General features: G+C 72.3%; 14 protein-coding genes and 2 tRNA genes. 13 read left to right on the forward strand and 3 right to left on the reverse strand.

Going from position 1 to position 14,550, the window contains the following annotated elements; translation table 11 throughout:
* Positions 1–7 precede the first annotated feature (7 nt).
* The 8 genes from ACFVU2_RS09275 (at position 8) to ACFVU2_RS09310 (ending at position 5,867) form a co-directional block, all read left to right on the forward strand.
* Positions 8–862 (forward strand): ATP-binding cassette domain-containing protein, encoded by an 855-nt coding sequence (locus ACFVU2_RS09275; RefSeq protein WP_387873207.1) that lies wholly within the window; start codon positions 8–10, stop codon positions 860–862.
* A 49-nt stretch (positions 863–911) separates the two neighbouring features.
* Positions 912–1,928 (forward strand): D-isomer specific 2-hydroxyacid dehydrogenase family protein, encoded by a 1,017-nt coding sequence (locus ACFVU2_RS09280; protein ID WP_387873208.1) that lies wholly within the window; start codon positions 912–914, stop codon positions 1,926–1,928.
* 88 nt (positions 1,929–2,016) lie between these two features.
* Positions 2,017–2,092: transfer RNA gene (locus tag ACFVU2_RS09285), tRNA-Asn, on the forward strand.
* 110 nt (positions 2,093–2,202) lie between these two features.
* Complete coding sequence (locus tag ACFVU2_RS09290; RefSeq protein WP_387873210.1) at positions 2,203–2,439, forward strand: hypothetical protein; 237 nt, start codon at positions 2,203–2,205, stop codon at positions 2,437–2,439.
* Between the two features lie 104 nt (positions 2,440–2,543).
* Positions 2,544–3,725, forward strand: coding sequence for a sensor histidine kinase (locus ACFVU2_RS09295; RefSeq protein ID WP_387873212.1), 1,182 nt, complete (start codon positions 2,544–2,546; stop codon positions 3,723–3,725).
* Positions 3,722–4,384 (forward strand): response regulator, encoded by a 663-nt coding sequence (locus ACFVU2_RS09300; RefSeq protein WP_387873214.1) that lies wholly within the window; start codon positions 3,722–3,724, stop codon positions 4,382–4,384. Before ACFVU2_RS09295 ends, ACFVU2_RS09300 begins: the two co-directional genes overlap by 4 nt.
* A gap of 143 nt (positions 4,385–4,527) precedes the next feature.
* Positions 4,528–4,887, forward strand: a complete 360-nt coding sequence (locus ACFVU2_RS09305; RefSeq protein WP_387873215.1) for an SHOCT domain-containing protein — start codon at positions 4,528–4,530, stop codon at positions 4,885–4,887.
* Between the two features lie 101 nt (positions 4,888–4,988).
* Positions 4,989–5,867: a sensor histidine kinase gene (locus tag ACFVU2_RS09310; RefSeq protein WP_387873217.1), complete on the forward strand. Its 879-nt coding sequence runs from the start codon at positions 4,989–4,991 to the stop codon at positions 5,865–5,867.
* Between the two features lie 8 nt (positions 5,868–5,875).
* Here ACFVU2_RS09310 and def read toward each other — a convergent pair whose 3' ends face one another.
* Positions 5,876–6,442 (reverse strand): peptide deformylase, encoded by a 567-nt coding sequence (gene def / locus ACFVU2_RS09315; protein WP_387873219.1) that lies wholly within the window; start codon positions 6,440–6,442, stop codon positions 5,876–5,878.
* Between the two features lie 40 nt (positions 6,443–6,482).
* Here def and ACFVU2_RS09320 point away from each other — a divergent pair, with 40 nt between their 5' ends.
* The 3 genes from ACFVU2_RS09320 (at position 6,483) to ACFVU2_RS09330 (ending at position 8,883) form a co-directional block, all read left to right on the forward strand.
* Entirely contained in the window at positions 6,483–7,448 is a 966-nt protein-coding gene (locus ACFVU2_RS09320; protein WP_387873221.1) for a DMT family transporter, read from the forward strand.
* Between the two features lie 91 nt (positions 7,449–7,539).
* On the forward strand, positions 7,540–8,790 hold the full coding sequence (locus ACFVU2_RS09325) for a glycosyltransferase (RefSeq protein ID WP_387873223.1): 1,251 nt from the start codon (positions 7,540–7,542) through the stop codon (positions 8,788–8,790).
* 16 nt (positions 8,791–8,806) lie between these two features.
* Positions 8,807–8,883 (forward strand) — tRNA-Ile (locus tag ACFVU2_RS09330).
* A gap of 12 nt (positions 8,884–8,895) precedes the next feature.
* On the opposite strand, the gene ACFVU2_RS09335 is transcribed toward ACFVU2_RS09330, so the two are convergent.
* Positions 8,896–10,185, reverse strand: coding sequence for an MFS transporter (locus tag ACFVU2_RS09335; protein WP_387873225.1), 1,290 nt, complete (start codon positions 10,183–10,185; stop codon positions 8,896–8,898).
* A gap of 58 nt (positions 10,186–10,243) precedes the next feature.
* Complete coding sequence (locus tag ACFVU2_RS09340; RefSeq protein ID WP_387873227.1) at positions 10,244–10,975, reverse strand: helix-turn-helix domain-containing protein; 732 nt, start codon at positions 10,973–10,975, stop codon at positions 10,244–10,246.
* Between the two features lie 103 nt (positions 10,976–11,078).
* On the opposite strand from ACFVU2_RS09340, the gene ACFVU2_RS09345 reads away from it, so the two are divergent.
* Both ACFVU2_RS09345 and ACFVU2_RS09350 read left to right on the forward strand, forming a co-directional pair.
* Positions 11,079–12,758, forward strand: coding sequence for an ABC transporter transmembrane domain-containing protein (locus ACFVU2_RS09345; RefSeq protein ID WP_387873229.1), 1,680 nt, complete (start codon positions 11,079–11,081; stop codon positions 12,756–12,758).
* A complete protein-coding gene (locus tag ACFVU2_RS09350) occupies positions 12,755–14,518 on the forward strand; it encodes an ABC transporter ATP-binding protein (RefSeq protein ID WP_387873231.1) in 1,764 nt (587 codons plus the stop codon). The genes ACFVU2_RS09345 and ACFVU2_RS09350 overlap by 4 nt, the downstream gene beginning before the upstream one ends.
* Positions 14,519–14,550 lie beyond the last annotated feature (32 nt).

Here is a 14,550-nt window from a genome sequence, read left to right on the forward strand (position 1 = left end):
TCGATATGTGAGTTCCGATCCCGCCGCCGCCGTCGTCGTCAGCGACCTGTCCGTCGAGTATCCCGCGCGGGGCGTCAGCCCGTCGTGCGTCGCCCTGCGCGGGATCAGCTTCCGGCTGGAGACCGGCCGGATCCTCGGCGTCCTCGGCGAGACGGGCTCGGGCAAGAGCACGCTCGCCGAGGTGCTCGCCGGACATGTGCTCCCGGCCCGTTCGGCCGATCCCGGTCCGCGCATCAGCGGTGGGGAGGCCACCGTCCTCGGACATCCGCTGCGCAAGGCGCGCAAGCGCGATCTGGCCGAGGTGACCTTCCACGTCGGGTACCTGCCGCAGGATGCGGGAAGCACACTGGAGCCGTCGCTGACGGTGCAGGACAACGTGACCCTGCCCATCTTCGAGCGCGACCAGCACTACTCCCGTCGGGCCGCCGGCGAGCGGGCCGCGACCATCCTGGACACCGTCCATCTGCCGCTGAGCGTGCTCTCCAAGTACCCCTACGAGCTGAGCTCCGGTCAGCGCCAGCGCGTCGCGCTCGCGCGCGCCCTCGTGCTCGGCCCGAGCGTGCTCGTCGCCGACGAGCCCACGGCCGGGATCGACGCGACCGTGCGCGACGCGGTCATCGACCTGCTCGCGCAGCTGCGCGGGCACGAGGGCTTCTCCGCCGTGATCGTGAGCCACGATCCCGCGGTGCTGCGTCGCGCCACCGATTCGTGCCTGGTGCTGCAGGCGGGCCGGACGGTCGGCTACGGACCGATCGAGGATGTGCTCGCCGATCCGACGCATCCCTTCGTCGCGGGTCTCGCCCGCGCCCTGGGCACGACCTCCCGCCGCACGGAGCGCCGTCCGCAGCGCTCCGCCGACTGACCGGCGAGCGCGAGCCCGCACTCCCGCCCCCACGAATCAGGAGCCCGACATGTCCGCACCATCCACCGGCCCTGGCGCAGGGCAGCACCGCGCCGTCCTCGCCGTCGAGGTGGAGGCCCTCCCCGCCGAAGAGCGTCCGGAGCCCGGGCCGATCGCCGTTCTGCCGAACGCCGAGCCGGCGTTCGTCGACGCGGTCGAAGCGTCCGGCGGGAGGGTCGAACCGATCTCGGAGCGCACCCGCGGCCTGGTCTGGCTCGACTACCGCGACCCCGACGGCTTCGCCGCGGCGCTCGAGGCGCATCCGTCGATCGGCTGGGTGCAGCTGCCGTTCGCGGGCGTCGACGCGTTCGCGCGCACCATCGCCGCCGAGGCCCGGCCGGGCCTGATCTGGACGAGCGCCAAAGGCGCGTACGCCCAGCCGGTCGCCGAGCACGCCCTCACCCTGACGCTCGCGCTGCTGCGCGTCATCCCGACGCGTGTGCGGGCCCGCAGCTGGGGGACCGTGCCCGAAGGCCGCTCCCTGTACGGGATGGACGTGGTCGTCATCGGCGCCGGCGGCATCGCCTTGGAGCTCATCCGCCTCCTGCAGCCGTTCGGGGTGCGCATCACGGTCGTGCGCCGCTCGGCTCACGACGTCGACGGCGCCGAGCACACTCTCACGACCGATCAGCTCCGGGGTGCGCTGCCGACGGCCGACGTCGTGGTCGTGGCCGCCGCGCTGACCGGGGGGACGCGTCGGCTGCTCGGCGCGGCCGAGCTGGCTCTGATGAAGCCGTCCGCCGTCCTGGTCAACATCGCGCGCGGCGGCCTGGTCGACACCGACGCCCTGGTGCAGGCGCTGCGCGATGGCACGCTGGCGGGAGCCGGTCTGGACGTCACGGACCCGGAGCCGCTGCCGGACGGCCATCCGCTGTGGGACGAGCCGAACTGCCTGATCACGCCGCACCAGGCGGACACCCCGGAGATGGTGGCGCCGCTGCTCGCCGAGCGGGTGCGGCTGAACGTCGCGGCCTTCCTCGGCGACGGACGATTCGTCGGCCTGGTGGACCCGGAGGCGGGCTACTAGCCGCCCGCTCACGCGACGCGCGCGAGATGCGGACCCGATTTCATACCCGGCCCGATTCCTTGCTACAGTGGCTTCGCTGATCAAGCATTCCTCGATAGCTCAATTGGCAGAGCAGCCGGCTGTTAACCGGCAGGTTCTTGGTTCGAGTCCAAGTCGGGGAGCCACCGGGTCCCGGTCACCCGCCCTTCAGGGCAGGTGACCGGGATCTTCGTTTCTCCGCATGCCGCGAGCGGAATACATCCGCCGTTCACCGAACGGGTCTAGCCTCCGCGCCATGAGCGATGAGCAGAGCCGCACGACGCCTGACGGTTCCGGTGGAGCCGACGGATCCGACAGCGCCAACGGGCCCGAAGAACCCGATGCGCCGTACGAGGACTACGAGAACGGCACCCGCGAAGCCGACGAGGCCCGGGCCGAGGAGGCAGGGCTGACGTCGTTCGGCGGTCCGGCCTTCGGCACGCTGTACGAGCCGGTGGACGACGGCGGATTCGACGCCGAGCGCAATCCGTGAGCCGACCGGTAGCGGGCTGCGTACTCCCGGGGGAGTAGCCGGGAGTATCGCCGTGACGCCCTCGGGCGCACGAGCGCGCCTCGTCGCGTGATTAGCATGGGGAGATGCCCTTTCCCGCGCGCGACGAGACCCCCTCGGATCCGCGCGCGTCCGCGTGGGCGGACCGGGGCCGGCCGCGGGGCTCGCGCTGGTTCCCGGTGGTCGTGGCTGCTTTCCTGCAGGTCCCCGGCCTGCTGTTCGCCCTGTTCGACACGTCGGCACATCCGTTCACCGCTGCGGCGATGCTCGTCGCGTTCCTGTCCTCCGGGCTGCTCGCTCTCGGACGGAGCCGCCCCGGTGCGGTCGTGGTCGCCATCGCCGCACTCTGCACGCCGGCGATCGCACTGACGACCGGCCCGCCCGCCGCCGCGCTGCCCCTGGCCTTCGCCGTGGTCGGCGCCGTGGTGCGGGGCGCCCGCGTCTGGGCGTGGTGGACGCTCGCGGGATTCGCCGTGGTGGCGCCGCTCGCGGCCTTCCTGCTGACCGAGCGTCCGACCTCGATGATCCGTCCGCTGATCCTCGCGCTGTTCCTGTGCCTGCTGCTGGGCGTCGGGGAGGCGATCCGCAACCGGCGTGAGCGCTACCGCGAGCTCTCCCGCACGCTCGCGGCGCGACGGGAGTCCGCAGCCGAGGCGGAGCGGTTGCGCATCGCGCGCGAGCTGCATGACGTGCTCGCGCATTCGCTGTCGCAGATCAGCGTGCAGGCGGGTGTCGGGCTCCATCTCTTCGACTCGCGCCCGGAGAAGTCCCGGGAGGCGCTGGAGGCCATCAAGACGACCAGCGGACAGGCCTTGGAAGAGGTGCGCGGCGTGCTCGGCTTCCTGCGCTCCGACGGGTACGCGGACCGGTCGCCCGAACCCGATCTGTCGCGCATCCCGGTGCTCGTGGAGACATACCGGCGCGCGGGGCTCGACGTGACCTACGCGAACGACCTTGCGCACGGCGCCTCGGCGGCGACGGGGCACGCTCTCTATCGCATCGTGCAGGAGTCGCTGACGAACGCAGGCCGTCACGCGCAGGCGCGGCGGGTCGACATCGCCATCGCCGAGCGCGACGGCTGGTACGTGCTGACCGTGGCCGACGACGGGCGCGGGCGCTCGGACGACGCCCTCACCGAGGGCAAGGGGATGCTCGGGATGCGCGAGCGCGCCGAGCTGCTCGGCGGCCGTTTCACCACCCGGCCGACGGCGGGCGGCGGGCTCACGGTCGAGGCGCAGCTGCCGGCGCGGCCGGCGGAGGCCGCGTGATCCGCGTCCTGCTGGCCGACGACCAGCACCTCGTCCGGGCCGGATTCCGTGCGCTGCTCGAAGCCGAGGACGGCCTCGAGGTCGTGGGCGAGGCCTCCACCGGGCGGGAGGCGGTCGACCTCGCACGGCGCACGTCTCCGGACGTCGTGCTGATGGACATCCGCATGCCCGACGGCGACGGGCTCTGGGCGACGGGACAGATCGTCGCCGACCCGGCCCTCGCCGGCACGCGGATCGTGATCGTGACGACGTTCGAACTGGACGAGTACGTCGCGCAGGCGATCGTCGCCGGCGCCAGCGGGTTCCTCGTCAAGGACACCGAGCCGGTCGAGCTGCTGCGCGCGATCCGCGTCGTGTCCGAAGGGGACGCCCTGCTCTCCCCGGGCGCGACCAGGAGGCTGATCGCACGGGTCGCGGGAGGCCTCGGCCCGGCGCCGGACCTCGAGCGGCTCGCGGTGCTGACCGAGCGCGAGCGCGAGGTGCTCGCGCTGGTCGGCCACGGGCTGACCAACACCGAGATCGCCGAGCGCCTCTACCTCTCGCCGCTTACGGCTAAGACCCACGTCTCGCGGATCATCGCCAAGCTCGGCGCCCGCGACCGCGTGCACCTGGTGGTCCTTGCCTACGAGACGGGGCTGGTTCGCGCAGGCCGGAGCTGACCGTCGTGCACCCGGGGGAGGTCGTGCTCCCGGGGGAGTAGGGCAGGTCACTCCAGGGGGCGGATTCGCCCGGACGGCGCGGCGACGAGGCTGATGTCATCGTCCGCGAGAGCCGCGGACGGCATCGACCGATTGGACGAACCATGTTCAGCTCCTCCGTCGCGGCCGCACTGGCCGCCGCTCCCTGCACCGTCTGGGCCGGACCCGGGTTCGGATTCGGATGGTGGTGGATCTTCATCCCGATCTTCTGGGTCGCCGTGTTCGTGCTGATCTTCGGGTTCGCCGGTCGCCGGTGGCGTCGTGCGGCCGCAGCGCGCGGCGGGTACGCCGGGTACGGCGGTCCGGGCTGGGGACCGCACTCCGCTGGTCAGTCCGCCTCCCAGTCCGCCACCCGCGCCGCCGAGCAGACGCTCGCCCAGCGCTACGCGAACGGCGACATCGACGAGGTCGAGTACCGGGCGCGACTGGAGGTCCTGCGCGCGAACCGCACCGACGGGGCCTGACCCCGGCGGCGCCTGAACGCCCCTGCAGCACCGCCTTCGCCTCTCCGCGCGGCCCGGGATAGGATCATCCGGGCCGCGCAGGCGGCCGAGGAAGGACCGTGATGACCCCGCTCGCCCTGATCGTCGGCGTCGTGCTGCTGGTGGTGGCGCTCGCGTTCCTCACCCTCTGGCTGCTGGAGCGACGCCGGCACCGTCGCCTCCGCGACTCCCGCGAGGAGTCCGAGTGGGACCGCATCGACCGCGAGCTCGAACTCGCCGAGCAGGCCGGGCGCTTCCGGATCGCCGGCGAGCTCGGCGACGTCGCAGTGCAGACGGTGACCCGCCTGCTCGCGCAGGCGGAGGGCATCCGCTATGCCGCCTCCACCGACCCGGCCGCGGCGGCCCGGTCCACTACGGCCCTCGAGACGACGGCGCGGGACGCGCTCGGCGACCTGCGACGCCTTCAGAACCTGGTGCGGGAGGGGGAGGACGCCTCCCAGCCGCAGCCCCGGCTGCATTCAGCCCGCGACCTCTTCCGGATCATGCGCGAGGCGGGCATCGAGGTGTCCTTCACCGAGACGGGCGAATCGTTCGCCCTCCGCCAGGGGGCGGAGCTCGCGGTCTTCCGCATCCTGCAGACGAGCCTGGAGAACGCGCTCAAGCACGGCGGTCCCGGCACGCGGGTGAGCGTCTCGTTCGCCTGGACGCAGGACGGCCTGCAGGTGACCGTCGACGACGACGGAATCCGAGCCGCCGCCCGGCGCCAGGGTCTGGACCGTGAGGGCGTCGACGCCGCGACCGCCTACTCCATCGAGGAGGACCTGCGCGCGGTGACCGAGCAGTACGAGGGCGTCGGGCTCACCGAGCTGCGCGACCGCGCCGCCCTGTTCGGCGGGGTGCTGAACGCCAAGACGGTCCCCGGTGTCGGGTTCACCCTCTCGGTGGTGTTCCCCGCGCTGCGCCACCACAACGGCGTGCACGGCGTGGAGCTGCGCCGCTAGTTGCGCCGCTAGTCCTCCAGGTGGTCGCGACCCGGCAGCCAGCTCAGCCCGGGGACGCCCCAGCTGTTCTTGCGCTGCGTCTTCAGCGCCGTCTTCGCGAAGGGGTGGGCGAGACGGTCGACGTAGAGCACTCCGTCGAGGTGGTCGTACTCGTGCTGGAAGATGCGGGCGAGCCAGCCGTCCGCCTCGATCTCGTAGGGTTCCCCGGTCGCATCCAGGGCGCGCAGGATGACGCGGTCGGCCCGGCGGAGCGGGAACCGCTCACCGGGGAACGACAGGCACCCCTCCGACTCCTCGTCCTCGTCGAGCTCGTCGATCGAGAGCGGGCTCTGCCAGAGCTCGGGGTTCACGGCCACCCCGCGGTGCAGCACGTCGTCGTCGTCGGTCCAGCCGAAGACGAACAGCCGCAGCGGCACGCCGACCTGCGGGCCGGCCAGCCCGACGCCGGGCGCGGCGTCCATGGTCTCGAACATGTCCTCGACGAGCTGCCGGAGGTCGTCGTCGAAGTCCGAGACGGGGGCTGCGGGGGAGTGGAGGACGGGTTCACCGGTGATCCGGATGGGGAGGACGGCCATTCGGCAAGACTATCGGCTGCATGTTGGGTAGGGTCGTGGGGTGGGTACGGAACTGATGGACGCGCTCGAGCTGACGTACCAGCCGAGCCAGCTCCTCGGCATCCCCATCGCCCTCGTCGGCGCCTGCTTCCTCTCGATCGGTGCGCAGCTGCAGCATCACGGGGTCGCCAAGGTCGAGGCGCAGACCACCGACGCCTCCTCCGGCCTCAACGTCCGCCAGCTCGGGCTGCTGCTCGCACGGCCGTCGTGGGTGATCGGGACACTGCTGCTCGGCCTCGCGATCGTCTTCCAGCTGGTGAGCCTCAAGCTCTCGCCGCTGATCCTGGTGCAGCCGCTCGGCGTCGTGGGCCTCGTGATCACGAGCATCCTGAACGCGCGCGTCAGCGGGGTGCGGCTCAACCGGCGCTCGGTCGTCGCCGTGAGCCTCTGCGTGGGCGGTGTCGGTGCGTTCGTGCTGATCGCGGCTGTCTTCGCCCGGGATGTGCCGGTGACCAGCCGATCGCTCATCGTCATCCTGATCATCCTCGCCGTCGTGCTGCTCGTGGCCGGCGGTCTGTTCTTCTTCCTCCGCCATCGCTTCAAGGCGATCATGTACATCGTCGGCGCCGGGGTCCTCTACGGTTTCGTCGCGACGCTGGCGAAGGTCGTCATCGACCGCGTCTCGAACAACGAGTGGGACTGGCTGCTGGTGCTGTGCATCGTGGCGCTCCTCGCGGCCGCTGGACTCGGAGCCTACTTCGTGCAGAACGCCTACTCGTCGGGCCCACCCGACCTGGTCATCGCCGGCCTGACGGTGATCGACCCGCTCGTCGCCGTCACGATCGGGATCGTCGTGCTCGACGAGGCCGCGGGTGCCCCGTGGTGGGCGATGGTCGGCTTCGCACTGACCGGCGCGGTGGCCATGTACGGGGTGTTCCAGCTCGCCAAGTACCACCCGCAGTCCGGTGCCGAGACGCCGCTCGCCGCGCGCGTCGCAGAGACCTCCACGGAATCCGGCCTAGACTAAGCCGTTGAATCGGCCGGAGCGGACCACCGCCCGGCACGCCGAAACCGTCGCCGGACCACCGACCCGGCCCACGACAGTAGGGACCAACCACGTGCCAGATCCGAGCGGAACGAACGACACCCCGCCCGCCCCGGCCCGCAAGCCGCTGACCATCCTGATGGGGTGCGACACCTTCGCCCCCGATGTGAACGGCGCCGCCCGCTTCGCCGAGCGCCTCTCCGCCGGCCTCGTCGAGCACGGCCACGACGTGCACGTCGTCGCACCCGCCGCCGGCCGCAAGCACGGAACGTGGATCGAGGAGCACGAGGGTCAGAAGATCACCGCGCACCGTCTGCGCAGCTGGCGCTGGTACCCGCACGACTGGCTGCGCTTCGCACTGCCCTGGACGAGCAAGGCCAATGCGCGGCGCGTGCTCGACGAGGTGAAGCCCGACGTCGTGCACTTCCAGTCGCACATCGTCGTCGGCCGCGGTCTCGCCTACGAGGCGCAGAAGCGCGGAATCCGCATCATCGCGACCAACCACGTGATGCCCGAGAACATCATCGAGTTCACCCGGCTGCCGAAGTTCCTGCACCAGACCTTCGTCGACATCGCGTGGCGCGACGCCCGCAAGAGCTTCGACCGCGCCGAGGCGATCACCACGCCGACGCAGAAGGCCGCCCAGTTCTTGCAGAAGGCCACGGGCCTGCGCGGCGTCCACGCGATCTCCTGCGGCATCGACGCGCAGAACTACACGCCCGACTTCACCCCGCGCACGGCCAACCGCATCCTCTTCGTGGGTCGGGTCACCGGCGAGAAGCAGATCGACGTGCTTCTCAAGGCGATCACCCTCCTGCCGGCGTCGCTCGACGCGCAGCTGGAGATCGTCGGAGGCGGCGACCAGTTCAAGAACCTGCAGGCGATGGCCGAGAGCCTGGGCATCGCCGACCGCGTCACCTTCCTCGGCTACGTGACCGACGAAGAGCTCCGCGCCGCGTACACCCGCGCCACGGTGTTCGCTATGCCGTCGATCGCCGAGCTACAGTCGATCGCGACGATGGAGGCCATGGCCTCCGGGCTGCCCGTCGTCGCCGCCGACGCGATGGCGCTGCCCCACCTCGTGCACGACGGCGAGAACGGCCACCTGTTCCGCCCGGGCGACGCGCAGGACCTCGCGGACAAGCTCGAGAGCGTGCTCACCCTGCCCCAGGAGGAGCTCGACGTGCTCAAGAACGCGTCGCTGCGCATCGTCGCCTCGCACGACATCCAGCGCACCATCTCGACATTCGAGAGCCTGTATCGTGGTGAGCCGGTGGCCGACCCGGTGACGGACGCGGCCGACAGCGTGCCCAGCCCCGAATAGCGGGCGGCACACGACCGGGGCGGTAGCTCAGCTGGTTAGAGCATCGGACTCATAATCCGCCGGTCACGGGTTCAAGTCCCGTCCGCCCTACCAGAATGAGCGCGCTCAGGAGACGGGCGCGTCGGCGGCGTCCTCGTGCCGGGCGGTCCGCAGCGGTGACAGAGCGACGATGAGCGCTGCGGCGGCGAAGGCGATCGCGGCGATGCCGATCGTCGGACGATACCCCGCGACCGTCACGAGGAGTCCCGTGAGCAGGGCACCGACGAAGAACACGACGCGATTCACGGTGCGGATGGTCGAGTTCATGCGGCCCTGGATGCGGTCGGGTGCGACGGCCTGCCGGTAGCCGATGTCGTTGGCGTCCTCGATGCCCATCGACAAGCCGTAGAGGAACTGGATGGCGGACACGACGGCGACGAGGGCCGGGAGCCCGCTCGACGCGGTGAGCGGTGCGACCGCGAGGACGAGCCACGGCACGACGACGAGAACCCGGCCCGCGAGGATCGCCCGTCCCGCTCCGATCTGCGCGCCGAGCCGGGGCGCGAGCACCGCCCCGAGGAACCCGCCGACCCCGCCGAAGGCGAGAGCGACGCCGAAGGCCCAGGGCGGCAGGGAGAGCTCTCGCAGGACGAAGACGGCGAACACGGTCGTCGCGATGCTGTTCCCGAGAAACCACACGTGGACGGAGAGCGCGAGCGGACGGAGGGTGCGGTGCCGGTAGGTGTACCGCATGCCTTCGACGATGTCGTGCCCGATGTGGCGCCCGCGCGGACGCGGCTCGGGCGGCGCCTCCCGCACGTCGATGCGGGACTGGAGGATCGCGGCCACCGCGTTCACCGCGGCCTCAAGGAGGAAGAGCACCGGTGCGCCGAGCACACCGAAGAGCGCGCCACCGAGAGCCGGGCCGGCGGTCGTGGCGACGGTCGCGCTCTGTCCCAGCCGGGAGTTGGCCTGGACGAGCGAACGGCGCGGGACGATGTGGGGGAGGAAGGGCTGGGCTGCGGAGTCCGCGAAGAGGGTCAGGACGCCGAGAACCAGTACGACGGTCGCGAGCGACCAGAAGGTGAGCGTCCCGGTGAGCAGGAGGACCGGGATCGCTCCGAGGGTGACGACGCGTCCGATGCTGGTGATGACGAGCGTGCGCTGACGGCGCCAGCGGTCCATCAGTGCGCCGACGATCAGACCCAGGAACAGGTAGGGGACGACGCTGAGAGCGCTCAGGACGCTGATCTGCAGCGGGGTGGCCCCCAGGACTGTGACGATCAGGACCTGGAAGGCGACCGCGGCGATCGCGCTGCCGAACGCACGGATCGTGGTGGCGCTCCAGAACAGGGCGAAGGCCGGGAGACGGAGCACCTCGCCCGGGCCGCCCGACTGTCCCGCGCCCTCGCTCACCCGCCCAGTGTATGGCGACCCTCATGATCAGGCGGCCGCCTCCACGGCGGACTCCCGGCTAATGATCGGCGGCGAAGTAGGCGCCGGGTGTCTGACCCGCGACCCGATGGAACGCCGAGATGAAGGCGCTGGGGGTGCTGTACCCGACGCGGTAGGCGACCCGCGAGACGGTCTCGCCCTCGGCCAGCAATGCCACCGATGCCTGCAGTCTGGCGTGCGTGCGCCAGGTGCCGAAGCTCATGCCGGTCTCGGCCTGGAAGAGCCGGAGGAGCGTCCGCGCGCTGGCGCCCACGTCGCGGCCGAACTCGTCGAGGCTGCGACGGTCGGCCGGATCGGTCAGCAGCAGCCGTGCGACATCCCGTGCGCGCGGATCCGCGGGCAACGGCACGGCGATGGCCCGCTTGCCGACCGGGCGCAGGGTGTCGATCAGCACGCGCTCGGCGCGGGCGCGCTCGTCGGTGCCGAGGTCGTCGCCCAGATAGGCGACGAGCTGCTGGCTGAGCGGGCTCATCCGCACCACAGTGGGCTCCCGCCAGGCGACGGGCGTGCGCGCAGGGTCGAAGTAGATGCCCTCCATCACGGACTCGCGCACGGCGAGAGGGGCGTGGAGGACGCCGGCCGGCATCCAGAGCCCGAGCGTCGTCGGGAGCACCCAGAAGTGACCCTCCACCTCGACCGTCAGCACACCCGAGGAGGCCCAGATGAGCTGGTGGTCGTCGTGGCTGTGCGGCTCGAAGCCCTCGCCGCGGTCGAGCGCGAAGCGGTGCAGCTCGATGACGTCGGTGCTCACTCTGGGTTCCTCTCCGGCGCCGATCGGCGGGTTGGCGGATGCGCGCTATGCATTGTCAGCATAACGTTCAGCCGTCAGCGCTCCACGCCCGTACGGTCGGTCTATGTCCTCCTCGCTCCCGGGTACCCCGCGCGCCCTGCTCGCCTGGGCGGTCGGTGCGCGCCGCGGGGACATGCTTCTCGCCTGCCTGTTGTACAGCACCCACCAGGTCGGGGAGGCGCTCGTCCCGGTCGTGATCGGCGCGACCGTCAGCGGGGCGATTGACGGCGGCAGTCCGATCGAACTGGGGCTCGGGCTGACCGTGCTCGCGGCCGACTTCGTGCTGCTGTCGACCTCGTACCGGTTCGGCGCCCGCGCGAGCGCCCGGGCCAAGCAGCACGCCGGCCACACGCTGCGGATGCGCGTCGTCGCCGGGGTGCTGGACGGGCCCGGTGGGCCCGGCGGGTGTGCGGGCGAGACGGGCGAGCACGCGCCGGGCGAACTCCTGACCCGTGCCACGAGCGACGCGGACCGGGTCGGCGGCTTCGTCGGGGTCATCGCCTCGGCGCTGGCCGCGGCGGTCGCGCTGGTGGCGGCCACGACGGTGCTCCTGGTCTCGTCGCCTCCGCTGGGCTTGGTGATCGTGATCGGGACGATCGCAGTGCTCGGCGCGAACGCGGCCATCGCCCGGGGGCTGGAGACACGCAGCGGCGATGAGCAGCATGCGGCGGGCCGGGCCGCGGTGCTCGCGGAGGATCTCGTACGCGGGCTGCGCGTCGTCGCGGGGCTCGCGGCCGGCGCGAGCGCCTCCCGTCGTTATGCGGAGGCGAGCCGTTCGGCGACGGCGGCCGCGAAGCAGGCGGTGCGAGCGCACGCGCTCCGCGACGGAGTGACCGTGATGACCACCGGACTCTACCTGCTGGTGGTGGTCGGGATCGGCGGGTGGCTCGCTCTGAACGGGACGCTCTCGCTCGGCGGCCTGATCGCGTCGCTGGGGCTCGCGCAGTTCCTCGCGGGGCCGTTGCAGACGCTCGCCGCGGCGCCCGGTGCCGCTGCGCGGGCCCGCGCCTCCGCGTCCCGGCTCCTCGCGCTGCTCCGCGCCGCCGACGACTACGCCGACGACTCCGCCGCCGCTCGCGCCGATGTGGACGATCTGGCGGCGAGCCTGCGGGATCGGGCTCGGCCTCCCGTCGGCGACCTGGTGGTGGACGGCCCGGGCACCACGTTCACGGTGCGTGCCGGCACGATGTTCGGCGTCGTCACCTCGACGGCCGCCGATGCCCGGCGGGTCCTGGGCGCGTTGCGGGTCGCGGGCGACGGCCGCCCCGGGGACGTCCTCATCGCCCCGCACGAGTCCGCCTTGTTCCAGGGCTCGCCGCGCGACAACGTGGCGGCGGTCGGTCCTGCGGGGCTCGTTGACGCGGCACTGCGCGCCGCCTTCGCGGACGAGATCGTCGCCGACGAGGTGGGGGAGGCGGGCCTCCGGCTCTCCGGCGGTCAGCGGCAGCGCCTCTCCCTGGCCCGCGCACTGGCGGCGGACCAACCGATCCTGGTGCTGCACGACCCGACCACGGCGATCGACGCTGCGACGGAGGATGTGGTCGCGGAGCGCGTACGGGTGCTGCGCCGGGACCGGACGACGATCATCGTCACCACGTCGCCCGCGTGGCTGGCCCGTTGCGACGAGGTCCTCGCCGTCGGTGCTGTGGAGACCGCAGATGCTGTCGAGACGGTCGATGCTGTCGAGACCGTCGATGTGGCCGCTGTCGCCGATGCCGCATCCCGTGCCGAGGCGACTCGATGACGCGGCCGGCGCTCCTCCCCGTCGCGACTCCGCGCGAGGTGCGGCGGTTCGCCGCCGCGGCACTCGGACACTCGCGCCTGACCCTGCTCGGCACGGCGGTCGCGCTCGTGGTCGGCGCCGCAGCCGGGCTCGGCATCCCCGGCAGCATCGGCTGGATCGCCCAGCTGCTGAGCGATCGGGCAGCCCCACTCGCCCTCGCGGGTCCTCTCGCGCTGCTGGCGGCGTGCGCGGTCGTCGGGGGATTGGCGGCGTGGATGTCGGGCGTCCTGCTCGCGCACGCCGTGCTCCCGCCTCTCGGACGACTGCGCGAGGAGGTCGTGGATGCGGCCGCGACGCTGCCCCTGGCGGAGGTCGAGGCCGCCTCGGGCGATCTCGTCTCCCGCGTGACCGACGACGTGGAGCAGGTCGCGGAGGTGGCGCAGGGTGCCCTCGGACGGCTGCTGACGGCCGCGGTGACGATCGCGGTCACCCTCGTCGGGCTGGCCGGACTCGACCTCCGGTTCGCCCTCGCAGCTCTCGTGGCCGTGCCGGTGCAGGTGATCACGGTGCACTGGTACCTGGGCCGGTCCGGTCGCATCTACGCGGCCGGACGCGCCGCGGCCGGCCGCCGTGCGGCCACCCTGCTCGAGACGTTCGCCGCCCTGCCCACCGTCCGCGCCTTCCGGCTGAACGCGGAGCGGACGGGCCGAGCACGTGCGGCATCGGGGGAGGCGGTGGAGGTCGAGCTCGAGGCGACGCGCACGATGACACGGTTCTACGGCCGGCTGAACCTTGCGGAGTTCCTCGGGCTCGGCGCCATCCTGCTCGTGGCCTTCCTGCTCGTCCGCACGGCGGGCGCGGACATCGGCCAGGCGACCGCTGCGGCGCTCTTCTTCGCGGGCCTCTTCAATCCGATCAACGACGCACTCGGCACCGCGGACGACCTCCAGCGCGCCTCGGCCGGGCTGGCGCGCCTGGTGGGAGTCGTGGACGCCGGCGCGCGGGTCGTCCGCGGCACGAGCGCTGCGCCACGCGGGGGAGCGGTCGAGCTGCGGGAGGTCCGGTTCGGCTACGACGGCATCCCGCTGCTGGAGGGTGTCACGCTGCGCATCGAAGCGGGCCGCCACGTCGCGGTGGTCGGGACCACTGGCAGCGGGAAGAGCACCGTCGCCGCGCTGATCGCGGGGGTGCGCTCCGCGGGCGGCGGGTCGGTCCTCGTCGGCGGCGTGCCGGTCGGGACGATCGATCCCGCGCTCCGGGCGCAGGCGGTCGCGATGGTGTCGCAGGAGACGCACGTCTTCGCCGGGTCGGTGGCGGACAACCTGCTGCTCGGGGCGCCCGCCGCAGGGGAGCCCGAGGTCCGCTCCGCGCTCGAAGCCGTCGGCGCGGCCGGGTGGGTCGACGGGCTCCCGGACGGCGCGTCGACCCGGGTCGGCGCCGGCGGTCACGCTCTGACGCCGCAGCAGGCCCAGCATCTGGCCCTCGCCCGGCTGCTGCTGATCGACCCGGCTGTCGCGGTGCTCGACGAGGCCACGGCGGAGGCGGGCAGCGATGCTGCGCGGACGCTCGACGAGGCGGCCCGAGCGGCGATCGCGGGCCGAACGGCCGTCGTGGTCGCCCACCGTCTGGATCAGGCCGCGGAGGCCGACCTGGTCGTGGTCATGGAGCAGGGCGCGATCGTCGAGGTCGGCGCGCCCGGCGACCTGATCGAACGCGGCGGCCACTTCGCCGCTCTCTGGAACGTGGCGGCTTCACGACACGACGTGTCCGATCGCCGATAGCGCGACCGTCGCCGGGTGGCATACGCTGACCT

The organism is Leifsonia sp. NPDC058194, assembly GCF_042883605.1.
Lineage (GTDB): Bacteria > Actinomycetota > Actinomycetes > Actinomycetales > Microbacteriaceae > Leifsonia.

Excerpts from the sequence above, each read along its gene's own strand:
- ACFVU2_RS09280 (WP_387873208.1), top strand. The coding sequence starts at position 912 with ATGTCCGCACCATCCACCGGCCCTGGCGCAGGGCAGCACCGCGCCGTC.
- ACFVU2_RS09290 (WP_387873210.1), top strand. The coding sequence starts at position 2,203 with ATGAGCGATGAGCAGAGCCGCACGACGCCTGACGGTTCCGGTGGAGCC.
- ACFVU2_RS09295 (WP_387873212.1), top strand. The coding sequence starts at position 2,544 with ATGCCCTTTCCCGCGCGCGACGAGACCCCCTCGGATCCGCGCGCGTCC.
- ACFVU2_RS09305 (WP_387873215.1), top strand. The coding sequence starts at position 4,528 with ATGTTCAGCTCCTCCGTCGCGGCCGCACTGGCCGCCGCTCCCTGCACC.
- ACFVU2_RS09310 (WP_387873217.1), top strand. The coding sequence starts at position 4,989 with ATGACCCCGCTCGCCCTGATCGTCGGCGTCGTGCTGCTGGTGGTGGCG.
- def (WP_387873219.1), bottom strand. The coding sequence starts at position 6,442 with ATGGCCGTCCTCCCCATCCGGATCACCGGTGAACCCGTCCTCCACTCC.
- ACFVU2_RS09345 (WP_387873229.1), top strand. The coding sequence starts at position 11,079 with ATGTCCTCCTCGCTCCCGGGTACCCCGCGCGCCCTGCTCGCCTGGGCG.
- ACFVU2_RS09350 (WP_387873231.1), top strand. The coding sequence starts at position 12,755 with ATGACGCGGCCGGCGCTCCTCCCCGTCGCGACTCCGCGCGAGGTGCGG.